Source organism: Curtobacterium sp. TC1, assembly GCF_019844075.1.
Taxonomy (GTDB): Bacteria; Actinomycetota; Actinomycetes; order Actinomycetales; family Microbacteriaceae; genus Curtobacterium.
The window spans coordinates 1,096,965-1,113,096 of record NZ_CP081964.1 but is presented as its reverse complement, the minus strand read 5'-3'; the positions used below and the strand labels follow the sequence as shown (position 1 = coordinate 1,113,096).

The following is a 16,132-nucleotide window of genomic DNA, read 5'->3' as shown; positions in this document are numbered from 1 at the left end:
GCCTGCGGGCAAGGCGTGCTGGGAAGGCTTCGGGAACAGCGTGGCGTGCACCGGTGCAGGCGTCACGCACCTACCCTGAGGGGCATGGCGGGATCCCAGTTCACTCTAGCCGCGTTGGCGACGACGGCCGTGCCCGGTCTCGTCGTCACGGGCACGCGCACGCTCGGCTCGGCCGCGGCCGGCGACTACGAGTCGGCTCTCCTCCGCGACGCCGACGGCGCCGAGACGGTCATCCGACGTCCCCGGAACCAGCGGGCGGAAGCCCGGCAGTCGGCCGACCTCGTCGCGATCCGTGCGCTGAGCGCCGGGATCCGCACGCGCCTCCCGTTCGGTGTGGCCGAGTACCGCGGTCAGGCGCCGATCGGATCGACCCGCGCCATCGTCACCACCCGTCTGCCGGGCGCGCACCCGACGCTCGCGTCGTTCGCCGAGCGCCCCGAGCTCGCCACGAGCGTGGGCCGCGCCCTCGCCGCGATCCACCAGCTGCCGACGAGCTTCGTCTCCGACGCCGGCCTGCCGTCGCTCACCCCGTTCGAGGTGCTGCGCTCCGCCGTGTCCGTGATGGACCGCGCCGTCGCCACCAAGCTCGTGCCCGCCGCCCTGGTCGAACGGTGGGAGGGTGCCGCGCGCGACCAGCAGCTGTGGCAGTTCACCCCGACCGTCGTGCACGGATCGATCGGCCCCGGCGTGCTGCTCGTCGACGGCGACGCCGTCAGCGGGATCCTCGACTGGGGCGAGCTCCGGCTGGGCGACCCGGCGAAGGACCTCGCCTGGGTGCTCGCCGGCCGACGCGACGCCTTCGACACCGTCCTGAGCGCCTACGAGGCGAACGGCGGTGGACGCGACCGCCAGCTCGCCCAGCGCGCTCGTGTGCACCACGAACTCGAGACGGCGCACTGGCTGCTGCACGGCGTGCAGGCGAAGAGCACCGAGGTCGTCGACGACGCGGTCGCGATGATGCACCGACTGGTGGACGCGGTGCACGCGCCGAGCGCGGAGCCGCTGCAGTCGGTGTCCCCCGAGACGATGGAGATCGGCGAGGTCGAGCAGCTGCTGTCGTCGACCGAACGCCGCCACGGCTGACGCCGCCCGCCCGCAGAGCGGTCCACGCCGGTCGCGTGGGTCGCGGTGCACGCAACCGTCTGGAGGCCCGGTGCCGGTCCGGCGGACCCGCTCCGGGCCTCCGGTGCGTCGCCGGACGGGCGCGGGGCGCCCCGCCGAACGGTCACGTCCGCCGGGCGGTCACGTCCACCGATCGACCGCGACCCGGCCGCCCGTCAGCTGATCGCGGCCGTCCAGGCCCGCTCGAGTCCGGCGCGGTCCAGCAGCTCGGTCGGACGCACCTCGAGGTCGTCCGCGACGAAGTAGAACACCGCGTCGACCTGGTCGAGCGGCCGTCCGGTGAACTCGGCGTACGCCACCCGGTACAGGGCGAGCTGCAGGGTCCGGCGGGCCAGGTCGTCGGCACCGGACGGCGCCTTGCCCGTCTTCCAGTCCACGACCTCGGCCCGCCCGTCGATCTCGTAGACGGCGTCGAGCTTGCAGACGACGCTGTGCCCGAGGAACGGGATGTGGATCTCCCGCTCGACCTCCACCGGCGTGCGACCGGCCCACCGGGAACGCGCGAAGGTCGCCTGGAAGTCGGCCAGCCGTCGGGCGTCGTCGTCCGTGACCACGGCGTCGGGCGAGGCGTCGACCAGGTCGTCGGCGTCGAGGTCGAGCTCGTCGCCCCACACGTCGAGGGTCTCGAGCGACCCGCCCGTCCGGGCGCGCTGCTCGACCCACTGGTGGAACAGCGTGCCGAGCCGGGTCGCGCGGTACGGACGCTCCGGCATCGGCCGACGCAGGCGCTCGGCCACCTTGTCCGGCTCGGTCAGGTAGTCCTTGAAGCCGGAGGCCGGCACACGGTGCGGGACCACGACCGCGTGCTTCGCGTTCCGGGTCGCGCGTCGTTCGGCGAGCAGCAGGTCGATGTCGGCGGCGTACCGGCCGGAGGCGCCGGGGTTGGCGTTCCGCACCCGCTCGGCCGCCGCGAGCACCCGGGGCGCCCGCTGTCCGAACGGCACGTGCGGCCAGAGCTGCGTCGCACCGTCCTCGCCGAGGGGGTTCTCGTCGTGCACGGTGGTCTCCGGGATCGCGGTGTCGTCCACGACCCCGGCCTCGACCAGGTCGTGCAGGTACCGGCTCGGCTCCGTGGGGCGCACGCCGCCGGCCCAGAACGAGCCGGACACGAGCAGGTCGTGGCGGGCACGCGTCAGCGCGACGTACGTGAGTCGGCGTTCCTCGTCCTCGTTGCGGGCCTTCACCTGCTCCTTGAAGGCGTCGATCGCGGTCGTGACGTCCTTCTGGGTCTCCTGCCCGCGCCACGCCAGGTTCGGCAGCTCGGCGCCGTCCCCCCGGAACTCGTACGGCAGACGGCCGAAGCCGAGCCACCCGGACGAGCCTTCCTGCGGCCGTGCGGGCAGCCCGCCCTCGACCATGCGCGGCACCGCGACGGCGTCCCACTCGAGGCCCTTCGATCCGTGGATCGTCAGGATCTGGACCGTGCCCGCCTCGGGTTCCTCGGAGCGCGGGCCCATGTCGTCACGACGGGCAGCGGCGTCGATCCACCCCAGGAAGGACCCGAGGTCGGCGCGGTCGTCGGTGGACACGAACCCGGCGAGTTCGTCGATGAAGGCGTCGAGGTACGCCCCACTGCCCTGCTCGTGCGCCGCGACCTCGATGTCGAGCCGCATCTCCTGCACCACGAGCGTCACGAAGTCGACCAGGTCGCTGCCGGCCCGCGACCGCAGCATCGCGAGCTGCGCGCCGAGCGCCCGCATCCGGCTGCGACCGGCGGGCGTGATGCCCTCGAGCGCACCGTGGTCGTCCGGTGCGGTCGCCACGAAGTCCAGGGCGTCGACGATCGAGCCGTGCTCCCCCGCAGCGACCGAGGCGCGGAAGGCCGCCGTCAGTTCGTCGTCGAGGCGCTGCTGGGTGTGGTCGCGCTGGAACAGCCAGCGCGCGAGGTGGTGCAGGGCGACGACGTCCGCCGCGCCCACCCGCCACCGGGCGCCCGCGAGCAACCGGATGAGGTCGTTGCCGGCGGCCGGGTCGTGCAGCACCCGCAGGCAGGCGACGAGGTCCACGATCTCGGGGCGCTGCAGCAGGCCGCCGGTCCCGAGCACGTGGAAGGGCACCGCGCGCGCACCGAGCGCAGCGGTGAACGACGCCAGGTCCTTGCGGGCACGGAGCAGCAGAGCCATCGACCCGGTCGGGTTCCGCTTCCGGTGGTCCTGGAACCACGCGGCGACCTCGTCGGCCTCTTCCGGCAGGGTCTCCGGGAACACCGCACGGACCGTCCCGGTGTCGGCGCCGGGTCGCGGTGACAGGCGCTCGACGTCGACCTCGGACGCTTCGGACAACGGAGCCACGATCGCGTTCGCCCCCGCGAGGACGTCGACCGGGTTCCGCCAGCTCGTCGACAGCGCGAACGTGACGGGCCGCGCCGACTCCGGCTCGGTCCCCCCGAAGTCGCGCGGGAAGCGGGCGAGGTTCGCGGCGCTCGCACCGCGGAACCCGTAGATCGACTGGTGCGGATCGCCCACTGCCATCACCGAGTGCCCGCGGAACAGCCGGGCGAGGAACCGGGTCTGCACCACCGAGGTGTCCTGGTACTCGTCGAGCAGCACGACGCCGAACCGCTGCCGCAGGTCCGTGACCACGCGCGGCGCGGACTCGGCCGCGGCGAGCGCCAGGGCGATCTGGTCGGAGAACTCGACGAAGCCCCGGTCGACCTTCTGCCGCCGGAACTCCGTGACCAGGTCGGCGAGCGGTTCCAGTGCACCGATCGCGGCGACGGCGTCGGTGATCGCCTTGTACGGCTTGCCCCGGTTGCCGGGCAGCTCGAGCAGGTCGGAGAACTCGACGGCGAAACGACGGAGGTCCTCGGGTTCGACGAGGTGCTCGGACGTCGCACCGGCGAGCGCCACCACGGCCGCGGTGAGGGTGTCGACGTCGCGGTCGAGTCCGGCCAGCCGGTCGTCACGCGCGGCCACCACGACGCGGCGGGCCAGCTGCCAGGCGGAGGGTTCGGTCAGGACCTGGGACTCGCCGTCGCGGCCGACGAGCAGGGCGTTCTCGCGGAAGACGGCGTTCGCGAACGCGTTGTAGGTCGACACCGTCGGCGCTTCGAAGGCGTCGCCCGGGGTGATCAGGCCGACGTCCTCCAGCGCACGGATGCGGTCGTTGATGCGGACCGAGAGTTCGCCGGCGGCCTTGCGGGTGAACGTCAGGCCGAGGACCTCGTCGGGGCGGACGAGGCCGTTCGCCAGGAGCCAGACGACGCGCGACGCCATCGTCTCGGTCTTGCCGCTGCCGGCCCCGGCGACGACCAGGGCGGGGGCGAGCGGGGACTCGATGACGGCGCGCTGCTGCGCGGTCGGGCGGGGGCGGCCGAGGGCGTCGGCGATGGCGTCGGCGCCGTGCCGGATCGCGGGCGCGACGGTCCCTGCCGTGGCGGTCACGTCGGTCGTGTCGGTCACGTCGGTCACGTCGGTCACGTCGGTCGTGTCGGTCACGTCGGTCGTGTCGGTCACCAGGTCACCTCCGCGACCACGTGGATGCGGCACTCGACGCCGGTCCGGGCCTTCTCGCAGTGGTCGTCCACGTTCGCCAGGAACGTCCGCCCGGCCATGCCGCGCGCGACCCCGTGCAGGCGCTCCCGGTAGGCGTTGCGCGCCTCGGCGTCGAACGCGTGCTGGGTCCGCTCCGAGAAGGCGTGCCCACCGCGCGGGTTCTGCACGAACACCAGTCGGGCGTCCGTCATCACCGAGCCGGCCGGCACCCCTTCGACCGCGCCGTCCTCGACCGCCAGTTGGTAGGCGCCGAGCTGCGGGTGCTCCGGCATGTCGTTCTTCTCGCTCGGCATCGACCGGCCGGTCTTCAGGTCCACCACGCTGACGCGGCCCTCGGGGTCGACCTCGATGCGGTCGATGCTGCCGCGCATCCGGGCGGGGCCGGTGACCAGGGCGAACGAGGTCTCGGCGCCGAGCAGTCGGCGGCCGGCCCCGGCGAAGGTCCGCAGGTAGTCGCTGAGTCCCTCGATCATCCGCCGGGTGCGCGCGCGTTCGCGGTCGGCGACCCACGGCGACTCGAAGGTCAGTTCGTCCCACCGGGCCTCGACCCGCTCCCACAGCGACTCGACGTCGATCTCGGTCGCGTGTTCCATGGCCTCGTGCACGATCGTGCCGATCCCCATGGCCGGGCTCGGTGCGCCGCCGCCGAAGGTCTGCACGAACCAGTGCACGGGGCACTCCTCGAACGTGCCGATGCGCGACGGCGAGACGGACACGGTCGGCGCGACGGGTTCGCCGCCCTCGACCTCGGGGGCCGGATCGGCGTCGAGGTCGACCAGGGGCTCGTCGGTGGTCGGATCGGCGAGGCCGTACCAGTCGTCCGGCGCCGCGCCGGGGACCTCGGCCTCGGCGAGGCGGGCCAGTGCCGAGGCGGCCTCGTGGTCGCCGGACAGCACCACCCGTCGGCGCAGGGAGCCGGCCAGTCCCCGCAGGGACAGCGGGTGCACGGTCGGCTGCCGGTCCGGCGGCACCGGCACCAGCCGGACGAACGGCGACGGGGACTCGTCGTCGTTGGCGACGGTGCCGATCACGACCTGTGTGGTGGCGCGGGAGACGGCACGGGCGAACAGGCGGAGTTCGTCGGCGACGACGGCGGCCCGGTCGTCGATCGGCGAGCGCTCGACGCCCGAAGCCGCCCGGACCAGCCCGTCGGGGTCGAGCAGGCTGCCGCGCACCCGGGTGTTCGGCCACACGCCGTCCTGCAGGCCGAGCACCACGACGACGTCGCACTCGAGGCCGATCGTCGCCGAGGGGGTGAGCACCCGGACGCGGCCGGCCGTGCGGTCGGGGCCGATGGAGTCCTCGGGCAGGTCGGCGCCGAGCAGGTCGTCGACGAACACCCGGGCCGGGGCGTCCGGGGTGCGTTCGACGAACCGCTTGGCGGCGGTGAACAGGCCGACGACGGCGTCGAGGTGCCGGTCCGCCTCGCCCGCTCCGACCCCGCCAGCCGCGGACTGCGCACCCCACGACTTCGCGAGGCCGCTGCGCTCCCAGAGCCCCCAGAGGATCTCCTCGATGCTCGACCCGGCCTCGGCGTCGGCGTGCGCCTGCACCAGGCTGCGCGCGAGTCGGGTTGCCCGCCTGGCGAAGCCGGCGTCGAGGGTGGCCAGACGTTCTGGGGCGCCGAGCGCGTCGATCAGGAGCTCGTCGGCGGTGCGGGTGCCGTCCCCGGCGAGTTCCTCGCGCCGCAGGGCGAGTCGGAGCCGGCGCATCGCCAGGGTGTCGAGGCCACCGAGCGGGCCGGTGGCGAACGCCGTGGCCAGGGCGGCGTCGAGCGGCAGCACCCCGAGGGCGACCGCTGCGGCGTCGAGCAGCGCGCGCGCTGCTGAGTCGTCACGCGGACGGACGGGTGCGGCGCCGGCGGTCGCCGGGACCTCGGCCACCGACAGGGCACGCACGAGCTCGGGGATGGCGGCGCCGCTGCGGGTGACGACAGCCATCCGGTGCCACGGCACACCGTCGAGCAGGCGGTGCTCGCGGAGCCGTCGGGCGATGGCGACGAGCAACGCCGACCGGCTCGCGGCCTCGAGGTGCACGACGGCGTCGGCTCGAGCGTCCTCGTCGCTCGCCGTCGCTGCGCGCTGCCGACCGGCCGCCGCCGTGCCGATGCGCCCCGTGATCCCCGAGACCAGCGACCGGATCGGCGCGGGGTACCGGTGCACGGTCCCCAGGACGAGTTCGTCGACCCGGTCCACGCCGAGCCGGACCGCCAGGCGACCGAGCACGTCCGGTTCGGCGCCGCGGAACGCCGAGGCGGCGATGTCCGGGTCACCGAACGCGACGACCTGCACGCCGGACCGGGCGAGCGCGCCGAGCAGCGCCACCTCGCCCTCGACGAGTTCCTGGGTGTCGTCGACCACGATCAGCCCGAGGGCCGCGATGCTCGCCGGCAGCTCCCCCCGCAGCACGGCGGCGGTGGCGAACGCGACGAGCTCACCGGAGTCGAGGCTGGTCGCACGGAACGCCGTGACCGACGCCCGGTACTCGTCGACGAAGTCACCCACGGCCCGCCACTCGGGTCGACCGCCCTCGTCGGCGAGCTCGCGCATGTCCTCGGGTTCGACACCCGCCGCCACCGCACGCATCATGACGTCGCGCAGCGCGGTCCGGAACCCGGCGCGCTCGCGCACCACCGCGGTGATCGGCTCGGGCCAGTCCGGACCGGTCCCGTCGAGCTCGTGGCCCGCGAGCAGGTCGGCGATGATGCGGTCCTGCTCACCACCGGTGAGCAGCGTCGGCGCCTCCTGCCCCTGGACGGCGGCGGCGTGCGCGACGATCTGGAAGGCCAGCGAGTTCACGGTCCGGGCGAGCGCACCCGGCACGACGCGGTCGACGGCGGCCGCGAGTCGGTCACGCAGCGCGGTGGCAGCGGTCCGCGCCGAGGTCAGCGCGAGCACCGTGGCGTGCCCGTCGGGACTGATCGCGTCCGGTCGGTGCAACCGGTCGGCGACGAGCCGGGCGAGCGTCGTCGTCTTGCCCGTGCCGGGCGCCCCGATGACCGCCGCGTGTCGACCGTCCGGCAACGCGAGCACGGCCGCCTGGGACGGGTCGTCGACCAGGGCACGTGCGACGCCGGCGTCTGCGGGAGCTGGCGTCAGCGTGGTCTGCGGCACGCTCGTACGGTACCCACGACCGCCGACACCACCCGGCCGGGCGCGGGCGCGGCGTGCACCCCGGCCGTCGAGTGCGCCCGCGGCGAACGTCCGATGTCCTCCGGGACCGCTCGGATACGCTGTGCTCGTGGACATCAAGATCGGCATCATCAACAGCCCGCGCGAGATCGCGTTCGAGACCGCCCAGACCGCCGACGAGATCGAGAAGGCCGTGTCGGAGGCCCTCGCGTCGAAGGCGACGCACCTGTCGCTCCAGGACGAGAAGGGCCGCCGCTTCATCGTGCCGGTCGCCGCCCTGGCGTACGTCGAGGTCGGCGCGGAAGAGGCACGCCGCATCGGCTTCGTCGCCTGACGACGTGGAACTGCTCTTCGCCGTCCTCGGCGGCCTGATCATCGGTGGGATCGCGCACGTGGTCCTGCCGTGGCGTGCCAGTCGTGGCGTCCTGATCGGGCCCGCCGTGGGCGGCATCGCCGCTGCCGTCCTGTGGGAGGCACTGACCTGGGCCGGCTGGCAGTACGACGCCACCTGGATCTGGGTGGTGGCCCTGGTCGGTGCGGGCGTCGTCGCCCTCGTCGTCGAGTGGCTGCTCGGGACGCGCCGCGACAAGAGCGACGTCGAGTACTACGAACGGCTCAAGGCCCGCGGGGCCTAGGCCGTCAGGCCGAGCGCGTCCATCCGGCGGGTGTGCGCGGCGATGAGCTCCGTCCAGACCGGCTCGAGCCGCTCCTGGTCCTCGCGCGCGTGCGACGCCAGGGCCGACCGCGCCACCAGCAGGGTGTCCCCGACGAGCCGTCGGCCCCACATCGCCAGGCGCGAACCGACCTCGGGGTCGTCCTCGATCCGGGCGGTCAGTTCCTCGACGACAGCGGGTTCCTCACGCGCGTCGAACACGGAGCGCAGCCGCTGCCGAACGTCGTTCGGCAGCGAGCGCAGCAGGTTGCCGAACAGGTCGTTCAGGATGCCGGCCGTGACGTAGCCGGTCAGCATCGACTCGTACCAGTCGGCACCGCTCGTGCGTTCGAGGAACCGGTCGATCGCCTCGCGGTGCGGCGCCATCAGGGCCGCCGGGTCCGAACCGTTGCGCTCGATCTCGGCGACGATGGTGCGGTGCCGGTCGAGGGCCGTCGTCGCGAGCACGCCGGTCACCAGGCGACCGGACAGCGTCGGCGCCGAGGCACCGGCGCGACCCATCGTCTCGTAGACGGAGAGCTGCAGGTACGCGGCCTGGCCGAGGTACACGTCCAGCTCCGGGGTGACGTCGTCGAGCGCCAGGCGCTTGACCTGGGCTGCGCCTCGCGGGTTCCGCGACGCGAGCCACGCTGCTGCGAGCTGCGCCGCGCGCTTCCGGTTCCACCACGACACCACCCGGAGAGCATAGCGGGAACCGCCTCGCGCCCCGCTCCACCCGCCCATCGGTAGACTGGCCGGGACTTCCACCAGAACTAAGGTGATTCTTTGACTTTCGCAGACCTCTCCATCGAGCAGGACATCGTCGACGCGCTCGCGGGAAAGGGCATCCTCGAGCCCTTCCCGATCCAGCAGCAGACGATCCCGCTCGCCCTCACCGGCCAGGACATCATCGGCCAGGCCAAGACCGGTACCGGCAAGACCTTCGGGTTCGGCCTCCCCCTCATCCAGCGTCTCGGGGCCGACCCGGCACCCGGCGTCAAGGCACTCGTCGTCGTCCCGACCCGCGAGCTCGCCGTCCAGGTGACCGAGGACCTCGAGGTCGCCACCTCGAACCGCCCGACGACCATCGCGGCGATCTACGGCGGCAAGGCGTACGAGGGCCAGATCGAGCAGCTCAAGGCGGGTGCCCAGATCGTCGTCGGCACGCCCGGGCGACTCATCGACCTGCAGCGCCAGCGACTCCTCGACCTGTCCCACGTGCAGGAAGTCGTCCTCGACGAGGCCGACCGCATGCTCGACCTGGGCTTCCTGTCGGACATCGAGCGCATCTTCCAGGCCATCCCCGAGGTACGGCACACGATGCTGTTCTCGGCGACGATGCCCGCGCCGATCGTCGCCCTCGCCCGCCGGTTCATGAGCCGTCCGGTGCACATCCGGGCGACCGACCCGGACGAGGGCCTCATGCAGGCCAACATCAAGCACCTCATCTACCGCGCGCACTCCCTGGACAAGGACGAGGTCATCGCCCGCATCCTCCAGGCCGAGGGCCGCGGCAAGACCGTGATCTTCACCCGCACCAAGCGTGCGGCGGCGAAGCTCGTCGAGGAGCTCAAGGACCGCGGGTTCAACGCCGCAGCGGTGCACGGCGACCTCAACCAGGAGCAGCGCGAGCGTGCGATGGCCGCCTTCAAGGCCGGCAAGCGCGACGTGCTCATCGCCACCGACGTCGCCGCCCGCGGCATCGACGTGGACGACGTCACGCACGTCATCAACCACACGATCCCGGACGACCCGGACACCTACCTGCACCGCGCCGGCCGCACCGGCCGTGCCGGCAAGACCGGCATCGCGGTCACGTTCGTCGACTGGGACGACCTGCACAAGTGGACGCTGATCGACAAGGCCCTCGAGTTCGGCATCCCCGAGCCCGTCGAGACCTACTCGTCGTCGCCGCACCTGTTCGAGGAGCTCGACATCCCGAAGGGCACCAAGGGCCGTCTGCCCGGTGCCTCGTCGCACGCGGCGTCGGCGGGTGCCCCTGCCGAGAAGCGCAGCAGCGATCGTCCGGCCTCCGGTCCGCGTGACGCCTCGCGTTCGCGGTCGCGCAGCCGCACCCGGTCAGCAGGCTCCGAGCAGCCCGCCTCGCAGGCCTCTGGCGCCGAGTCCGCGGCTCCGACCTCCGCGCCCACCGACGACACGTCGGCCACCGAGGGTGGGACCACCGACGGCGCCGCGAAGCGTCGTCGCCGTCGCCGCCGTCGCGGTGCCGGCACCGGCGATGCCTCGGCGACCGCCTCGGCACCGCAGGGTTCGTCGGACGGCGAGTAGCGCCTCCAGACCGAAGGGTCCGTCGCTGACGCGACGGGCCCTTCGTCGTCTCCACCCCCGAGACTCGGGCTGAACGACATTCCTCGCGCCCGCGGACACGAGAACTGTCGCTGAACGCGAGTCTCGGGCTGGTGGTGACGAGACTCGGGTCAGGACAGGCGCGAGCCGGGGCCGACCACGGGGGCGCTGCCGGTGGCCTCGGACAGGATGGTGTCGAACGCGGCCCGCGCCGTGCGGTGCTCACCGAGCCGGTTCGGCTTGCCGGTGCCGTGGTAGTCGCTCGAGCCGGTGACGAACAGGCCGTAGCGCGACGCCCAGTCGAGCAGGGTGCGCTTGCCGTGCGCGAGGTTCTCACGGTGGTCGACCTCGAGGCCGCCGAGCCCGGCGTCGACGAGGTCGCGGAGCATCGGCTCGTCGATGACGATCCCCCGCGACGAGGCCGCCGGGTGCGCGATGACCGGCACGCCGCCGGCCTGTCGGATGAGTTCGACGCCGCGCAGGGGCGACGGTGCCTCGTGCGGTTCGTAGTAGCCGGACGCCGGGTGCAGGATGCCGCGGAACGCCGCGCTCCGGTCGGACTCGAGGCCCCGGGCGACGAGCGCGTCGGCGATGTGCGGGCGGCCGATGGTGGCCCCGGGACTCGCCTGCGCCAGCACGTCGGCCCAGGTGATCGGGTGGTCCTCACCGATGCGGTCGACCATGCGGTGCGCACGCGCGAGGCGGCCGTCGCGGATGCGGTCGGTCTCCTCGACCAGGCCGGGGTCCTGCGGATCGACCAGGTACCCGAGGACGTGCACACTGCGGAAGCCGATGCGCGTGCTCAGCTCGAGACCCGGCAGGAGCGTCAGCGGCAGCGCCCGTGCGGACTCCGACGCGTCGGCCCAGCCGGCGGTCGTGTCGTGGTCGGTCAGCGCGACGGCGTCCAGGCCGGCGGCCGCGGCCGCTCGGACGAGCTCCGCGGGTCGCTCGGTGCCGTCGGAGACACTCGAGTGCGCGTGCAGGTCGATGAACGGGTCGGGCACGTCGACAATGCTATCCACAGGTGCGGGGCCGCAGAGGACGCGGGGGCAGCGCGGTGCGATGATGGAGCCATGGCCGACACGACTCCCCGCGCGACGAGCAACCGTTCCACGACCCCAGGGTCCTCGACCTTCAAGGACTTCATCGGGTCCCAGTGGGCCGACCGCGAGCAGACGATCCCCGCGCCCCGCGAGCAGGCCGCCTTCGCCGCCGAGCGTCGTGCGCGCATCTCCGAGCTGCACCCGGGCCGCGCGATCGTGGTCCCCGCCGGCCAGGCCAAGGTCCGCTCGAACGACTGCGACTACCCGTTCCGCCCGCACTCCACGTTCGCCCACCTGACCGGGTGGGGCACCGACACGGTCGTCGGTTCCGTCCTCGTGATGACGCCGAACGGTTCCGGGCACGACGCCACGCTCTACTTCCGCGCCACGGCCGGTCGTGACTCGGAGGAGTTCTACGCGAACCCGGAGATCGGCGAGTTCTGGGTCGGCCCGCGTCCCTCGCTCGACGCCGTCGCCGCCGACCTCGGGCTGGCCACGGCCGACCTCGGTGCCTTCCCGGCCGTCGCCGACGGGCTCGACGCCTCGGCGCTGCTGGTGCGCGAGGCCGACGACGACCTGACCCGCACCCTCGACGCACGACTCGGCAGCGCCGTCGGCGGCGCACCGGAGACCGACGACGCACCGGCCACCGACGACGTCCTCGCCCGTGACCTGTCCGAGCAGCGCCTGGTGAAGGACGCGTACGAGGTAGGCGAGCTCCGCAAGGCCGTCGACGCCACGAAGCACGGCTTCGACGACGTCATCGCCGACTTCGACGCCGTCCTCGCGCATCCTCGCGGCGAACGCATCGTCGAGGGCACCTTCAACCGCCGGGCCCGCGCCGACGGCAACACGGTCGGCTACGACACCATCGCCGCCTCGGGCCACCACGCCTGCATCCTGCACTGGACCCGGAACGACGGCGCCGTCCAGCCGGGTGACCTGATCCTCATCGACGCCGGGGTCGAGGTCGACTCGTTCTACACGGCCGACATCACCCGCACCCTGCCGGTCAGCGGCACGTTCTCCCCCGTCCAGCGCATGGTCTACGACGCCGTGCTCGAGGCGGCGGACGCCGCGTTCGCGATCGTCAAGCCGGGCATCACGTTCCGCCAGGTGCACGCCACCGCGATGGAGGTCATCGCCCGCAAGACCGCCGAGTGGGGCTTCCTGCCGGTCTCGGCAGCAGCATCCCTCGAGCCGGACAACCAGTTCCACCGCCGCTACATGGTGCACGGCACGAGCCACCACCTCGGCCTCGACGTGCACGACTGCGCGAAGGCCCGTCGCGAGATGTACATCGACGGCGTCGTGCAGCCCGGCATGGTGTTCACGATCGAGCCCGGACTGTACTTCCAGCAGGACGACCTGACCGTGCCCGAGGAGTTCCGCGGCATCGGCGTCCGGATCGAGGACGACATCCTGGTCACCGAGGACGGCGCCGAGAACCTGTCGGTCGGCATCCCCCGGACCCCCTCGGAAGTGGAGGGGTGGATCGCTCGCTCCGGCCGCTAGCCTGAGCGGGTGACGACGCCCGACGCCTCCACCGACGCCCGCACGCCGCAGTTCTCGATCGAGGTCGAGCACTTCGACTCCCCGGACGCGCAGCGACTCCGTGCCGCGCAGCGTCTGGAGATCGACCGCGCCTACGGCGGCGACACCGAACCCGGCGAGAAGCCGACGGCCGACTCCATCGCGGTGTTCTTCGTGGCGCGCGATGACGCGGGCACACCGCTGGCGTGCGGCGGGCTCCGGGTCGTCGCGGACGGCATCACCGAGATCAAGCGGATGTACGTCCGGCCAGAGTCCCGCGGCTCCGGCGTGGCGGCCGCCCTGCTGCGCCGGCTCGAAGAGGCTGCGCTCGACCTCGGGTCACCCGCGCTCGTGCTCGAGACGGGGAACGAGCAGAAGCGCGCCGTCGGGTTCTACGAGCGCGAGGGCTTCACGCGCATCGCCAACTTCGGCCCGTACGTCGGTGCCCCGCTGTCGATCTGCTACTCGAAGGTGCTGTAGACCGAGCACACCAAGCCCACACGCGTCAGGCGCGGTCGTCGCCCTTCGGGGACGACGGGGACGACGGTGCCGGCGGCGTCGCACCGGGCACCCGCTCGCCGTACTGCGGCGGATCCTGGGGACGACGCTCGGGGATCGCCGACCCACCCGAGGTGGGTCGGTCGGCGGGAGCGGCGGCTGCCGGGTCCGCGTTCTCCCCGTACCGGGGCCCGTCGTTCGTGCCGTACCGCGGCGGGGCGGTGGGCGCATCCGGTTGCCCACCGTGGGCCGACGTGCCGGGCTGCTGCGGGCCTCCCGGCTGCTGGTGGGGCGTGGCGTGTCCGCCGTACGGCGACTGCTGCGGCGGGGCAGGACGCCACGGCTGCTGTCCCTGCACGGGCGCACCGGGCGCGCCCTGCTGGGGCTGCTCGTTCCAGTGCGTGGACGGCGTCGCACCGTGCTCGCCGAGGATCCGCTGCGCCTGGCCGGTCAGCTGCGGGTTGACGACGATCTGGTAGTTCGTGGCGAGCACCTGGTGGACGCTCGTGAAGTCGCGCTGGCGCTTCGTGATCGCGAACGAGACGATGCCGTACAGCATGCCGAACGCGGCACCGATGATCGCTGCGGCGAGGATCAGGCCGCCGGCGCTCGGCGAGAACAGGGTGAGCACGATGCCGAAGAAGATGCCGAGCCAGAGCCCGGACAGCGCTCCGGCGATCGCAGCACGGCCGTAGGTCATCTTGCCGGTGACACGCTCGACGGTCTTCAGGTCGTTGCCCACGATCGAGAGCTGGTTGACCGGGAAGTCGGCGTCGGCGAGCTTCGCCACGACGCGCTGGGCGTCGGGGTAGCTGTCGTACGTGCCGAGGACGTCGCCCTTGGGCAGCGTCGGGAAGGCCTGGGCGGTCCTGCCGGCGAAGGGACTCTGATTGCTCACACAGCCATCATTCACCGCACACCTTGCAATCGCACGTGCACCGCCGGGGAAGCGCCACCACGCACACCGACTACGCTGGGTCGGGTGAGCGCCACGAAGGTCTTCGTCGCCCGCCTCGCCGGGTGCTCCGTCTTCGACCCCGCGGGCGACCGCGTGGGCAAGGTCCGGGACGTCCTGGTGGTCTACCGCCGGGCCGATCCCCCGCACGTCGTGGGGTTGATCGTCGAGGTGCCGGGCAAGCGCCGCATCTTCGTCAGCGTCGGGCGCATCACCTCGATCGGTGCCGGCCAGGTGATCACCACCGGGCTCGTCAACATGCGCCGCTTCGAGCAGCGCGGCGGGGAGGTCCGGGTGATCGCCGAGATGCTCGGCCGCAAGGTGCTCATCAAGAACCAGCGGATCCGCGCCACCATCGAGGACGTCGCGATCGAGGACCGCGGGCAGGGCGACTGGGAGGTCGCGCAGCTCTTCCTCCGCAAGCCGAAGACCACGCCGTCGCCGTTCGGCAAGGGCCCGACGACGTTCGCGACGTGGAACGAGGTCACCGAGGACGAGCTCCCCGGCGAGGCCCAGTCCGCCGAGCACGTCATCGCCGCGTACTCCGACCTCGTGCCCGCCGACCTGGCGAGCACCCTGCTCGACCTGCCGGAGGAACGCCGGTTCGAGGTCGCCGAGGAACTCCCGGACGACCGGCTCGCCGACGTGCTCGAGGAGATGCCCGACCAGGAGCGCGTCGAGATCCTGTCGCGGCTCGAGGACGCCCGCGCGGCAGACGTGCTCGACCAGATGCAGCCCGACGACGCCGCCGACGTGCTCGCGCAGTTCTCCGACGAACGGAGCGAGGCGCTCCTGCAGCTCATGGAGCCGGAGGAGGCGCAGGACGTCCGCATGCTCCTGGAGTACGAGCCGGACACCGCCGGTGGTCTGATGACCACCGAGCCCGTCATCGTCTCCGCCGACGCGACCGTCGCCGAGGGACTCGCGCTCGTCCGCCGCCACGACCTCGCCCCGGTGCTCGGTGCCGCGGTGTGCGTCACGCTGCCGCCGTACGAGCCGCCGACCGGCCGGTTCCTCGGGCTGGTGCACTTCCAGCGCATGCTCCGCTACCCGCCGAACGAACGGCTCGGCACGCTCATCGACCAGCAGACCGAACCGGTCCGGGTCGACGCGAGCGCCGCCGAGGTCACCCGCGTGATGGCGACCTACAACCTGCTGTCCGTCCCCGTGGTCGACGACGCCCACCGCCTCGTCGGGGTGGTGACGATCGACGATGTCCTCGACCACGTCCTGCCGGACGACTGGCGAAGTCAGGGCGAGGGGGAACCCTCACCGCTTCCACGCCAACGCCCGCGCAAGACACCCGTGACGACGGGAAGGAGGACCACCCGTGGCCCGAACGGATGAGAACCGTCGCGATCGCGAGCGCTCCGACGTCCGCCTCGACTCCCCCAAGG

At 72.8% G+C, this 16,132-nt stretch carries 12 protein-coding genes; 7 read left to right on the top strand and 5 right to left on the bottom strand.

Annotated features, from left to right (window positions below; all coding sequences use genetic code 11):
• Positions 1-84 precede the first annotated feature (84 nt).
• Positions 85-1,083, top strand: coding sequence for a phosphotransferase (locus KZI27_RS06415; protein WP_222660013.1), 999 nt, complete (start codon positions 85-87; stop codon positions 1,081-1,083).
• A gap of 194 nt (positions 1,084-1,277) precedes the next feature.
• Here KZI27_RS06415 and KZI27_RS06410 read toward each other — a convergent pair whose 3' ends face one another.
• On the bottom strand, positions 1,278-4,505 hold the full coding sequence (locus tag KZI27_RS06410; protein WP_410004028.1) for a UvrD-helicase domain-containing protein: 3,228 nt from the start codon (positions 4,503-4,505) through the stop codon (positions 1,278-1,280).
• A gap of 68 nt (positions 4,506-4,573) precedes the next feature.
• Positions 4,574-7,729 carry a UrvD/REP family ATP-dependent DNA helicase gene (locus tag KZI27_RS06405; RefSeq protein WP_222660011.1) on the bottom strand — a complete coding sequence of 1,052 codons (3,156 nt, stop codon included), beginning with the start codon at positions 7,727-7,729 and terminating at the stop codon, positions 4,574-4,576.
• 127 nt (positions 7,730-7,856) lie between these two features.
• Here KZI27_RS06405 and KZI27_RS06400 point away from each other — a divergent pair, with 127 nt between their 5' ends.
• Complete coding sequence (locus KZI27_RS06400; protein WP_111084998.1) at positions 7,857-8,081, top strand: DUF3107 domain-containing protein; 225 nt, start codon at positions 7,857-7,859, stop codon at positions 8,079-8,081.
• A 4-nt stretch (positions 8,082-8,085) separates the two neighbouring features.
• Entirely contained in the window at positions 8,086-8,382 is a 297-nt protein-coding gene (locus KZI27_RS06395) for a hypothetical protein (RefSeq protein ID WP_123313349.1), read from the top strand.
• Here KZI27_RS06395 and KZI27_RS06390 read toward each other — a convergent pair.
• Positions 8,379-9,095, bottom strand: a complete 717-nt coding sequence (locus KZI27_RS06390; protein ID WP_261784117.1) for a ferritin-like domain-containing protein — start codon at positions 9,093-9,095, stop codon at positions 8,379-8,381. The two genes, KZI27_RS06395 and KZI27_RS06390, sit on opposite strands and share 4 nt — an antisense overlap.
• 90 nt (positions 9,096-9,185) lie before the next feature.
• On the opposite strand from KZI27_RS06390, the gene KZI27_RS06385 reads away from it, so the two are divergent.
• Entirely contained in the window at positions 9,186-10,688 is a 1,503-nt protein-coding gene (locus KZI27_RS06385; RefSeq protein WP_222660009.1) for a DEAD/DEAH box helicase, read from the top strand.
• A 149-nt stretch (positions 10,689-10,837) separates the two neighbouring features.
• Here the strand turns inward: KZI27_RS06385 and KZI27_RS06380 are convergent, their stop codons facing one another.
• On the bottom strand, positions 10,838-11,710 hold the full coding sequence (locus KZI27_RS06380) for a PHP domain-containing protein (RefSeq protein ID WP_222660007.1): 873 nt from the start codon (positions 11,708-11,710) through the stop codon (positions 10,838-10,840).
• Positions 11,711-11,779: 69 nt separating this feature from the next.
• On the opposite strand from KZI27_RS06380, the gene KZI27_RS06375 reads away from it, so the two are divergent.
• Both KZI27_RS06375 and KZI27_RS06370 read left to right on the top strand, forming a co-directional pair.
• Positions 11,780-13,264, top strand: coding sequence for an aminopeptidase P family protein (locus tag KZI27_RS06375; RefSeq protein WP_222660006.1), 1,485 nt, complete (start codon positions 11,780-11,782; stop codon positions 13,262-13,264).
• Positions 13,265-13,273: 9 nt separating this feature from the next.
• Positions 13,274-13,762: a GNAT family N-acetyltransferase gene (locus KZI27_RS06370; protein ID WP_222660004.1), complete on the top strand. Its 489-nt coding sequence runs from the start codon at positions 13,274-13,276 to the stop codon at positions 13,760-13,762.
• A 25-nt stretch (positions 13,763-13,787) separates the two neighbouring features.
• Here KZI27_RS06370 and KZI27_RS06365 read toward each other — a convergent pair whose 3' ends face one another.
• Entirely contained in the window at positions 13,788-14,678 is an 891-nt protein-coding gene (locus tag KZI27_RS06365; protein ID WP_222660002.1) for a general stress protein, read from the bottom strand.
• A gap of 84 nt (positions 14,679-14,762) precedes the next feature.
• Here KZI27_RS06365 and KZI27_RS06360 point away from each other — a divergent pair, with 84 nt between their 5' ends.
• Positions 14,763-16,082, top strand: a complete 1,320-nt coding sequence (locus tag KZI27_RS06360; RefSeq protein ID WP_123313343.1) for a magnesium transporter MgtE N-terminal domain-containing protein — start codon at positions 14,763-14,765, stop codon at positions 16,080-16,082.
• The last annotated feature ends 50 nt before the right edge of the window (positions 16,083-16,132 follow it).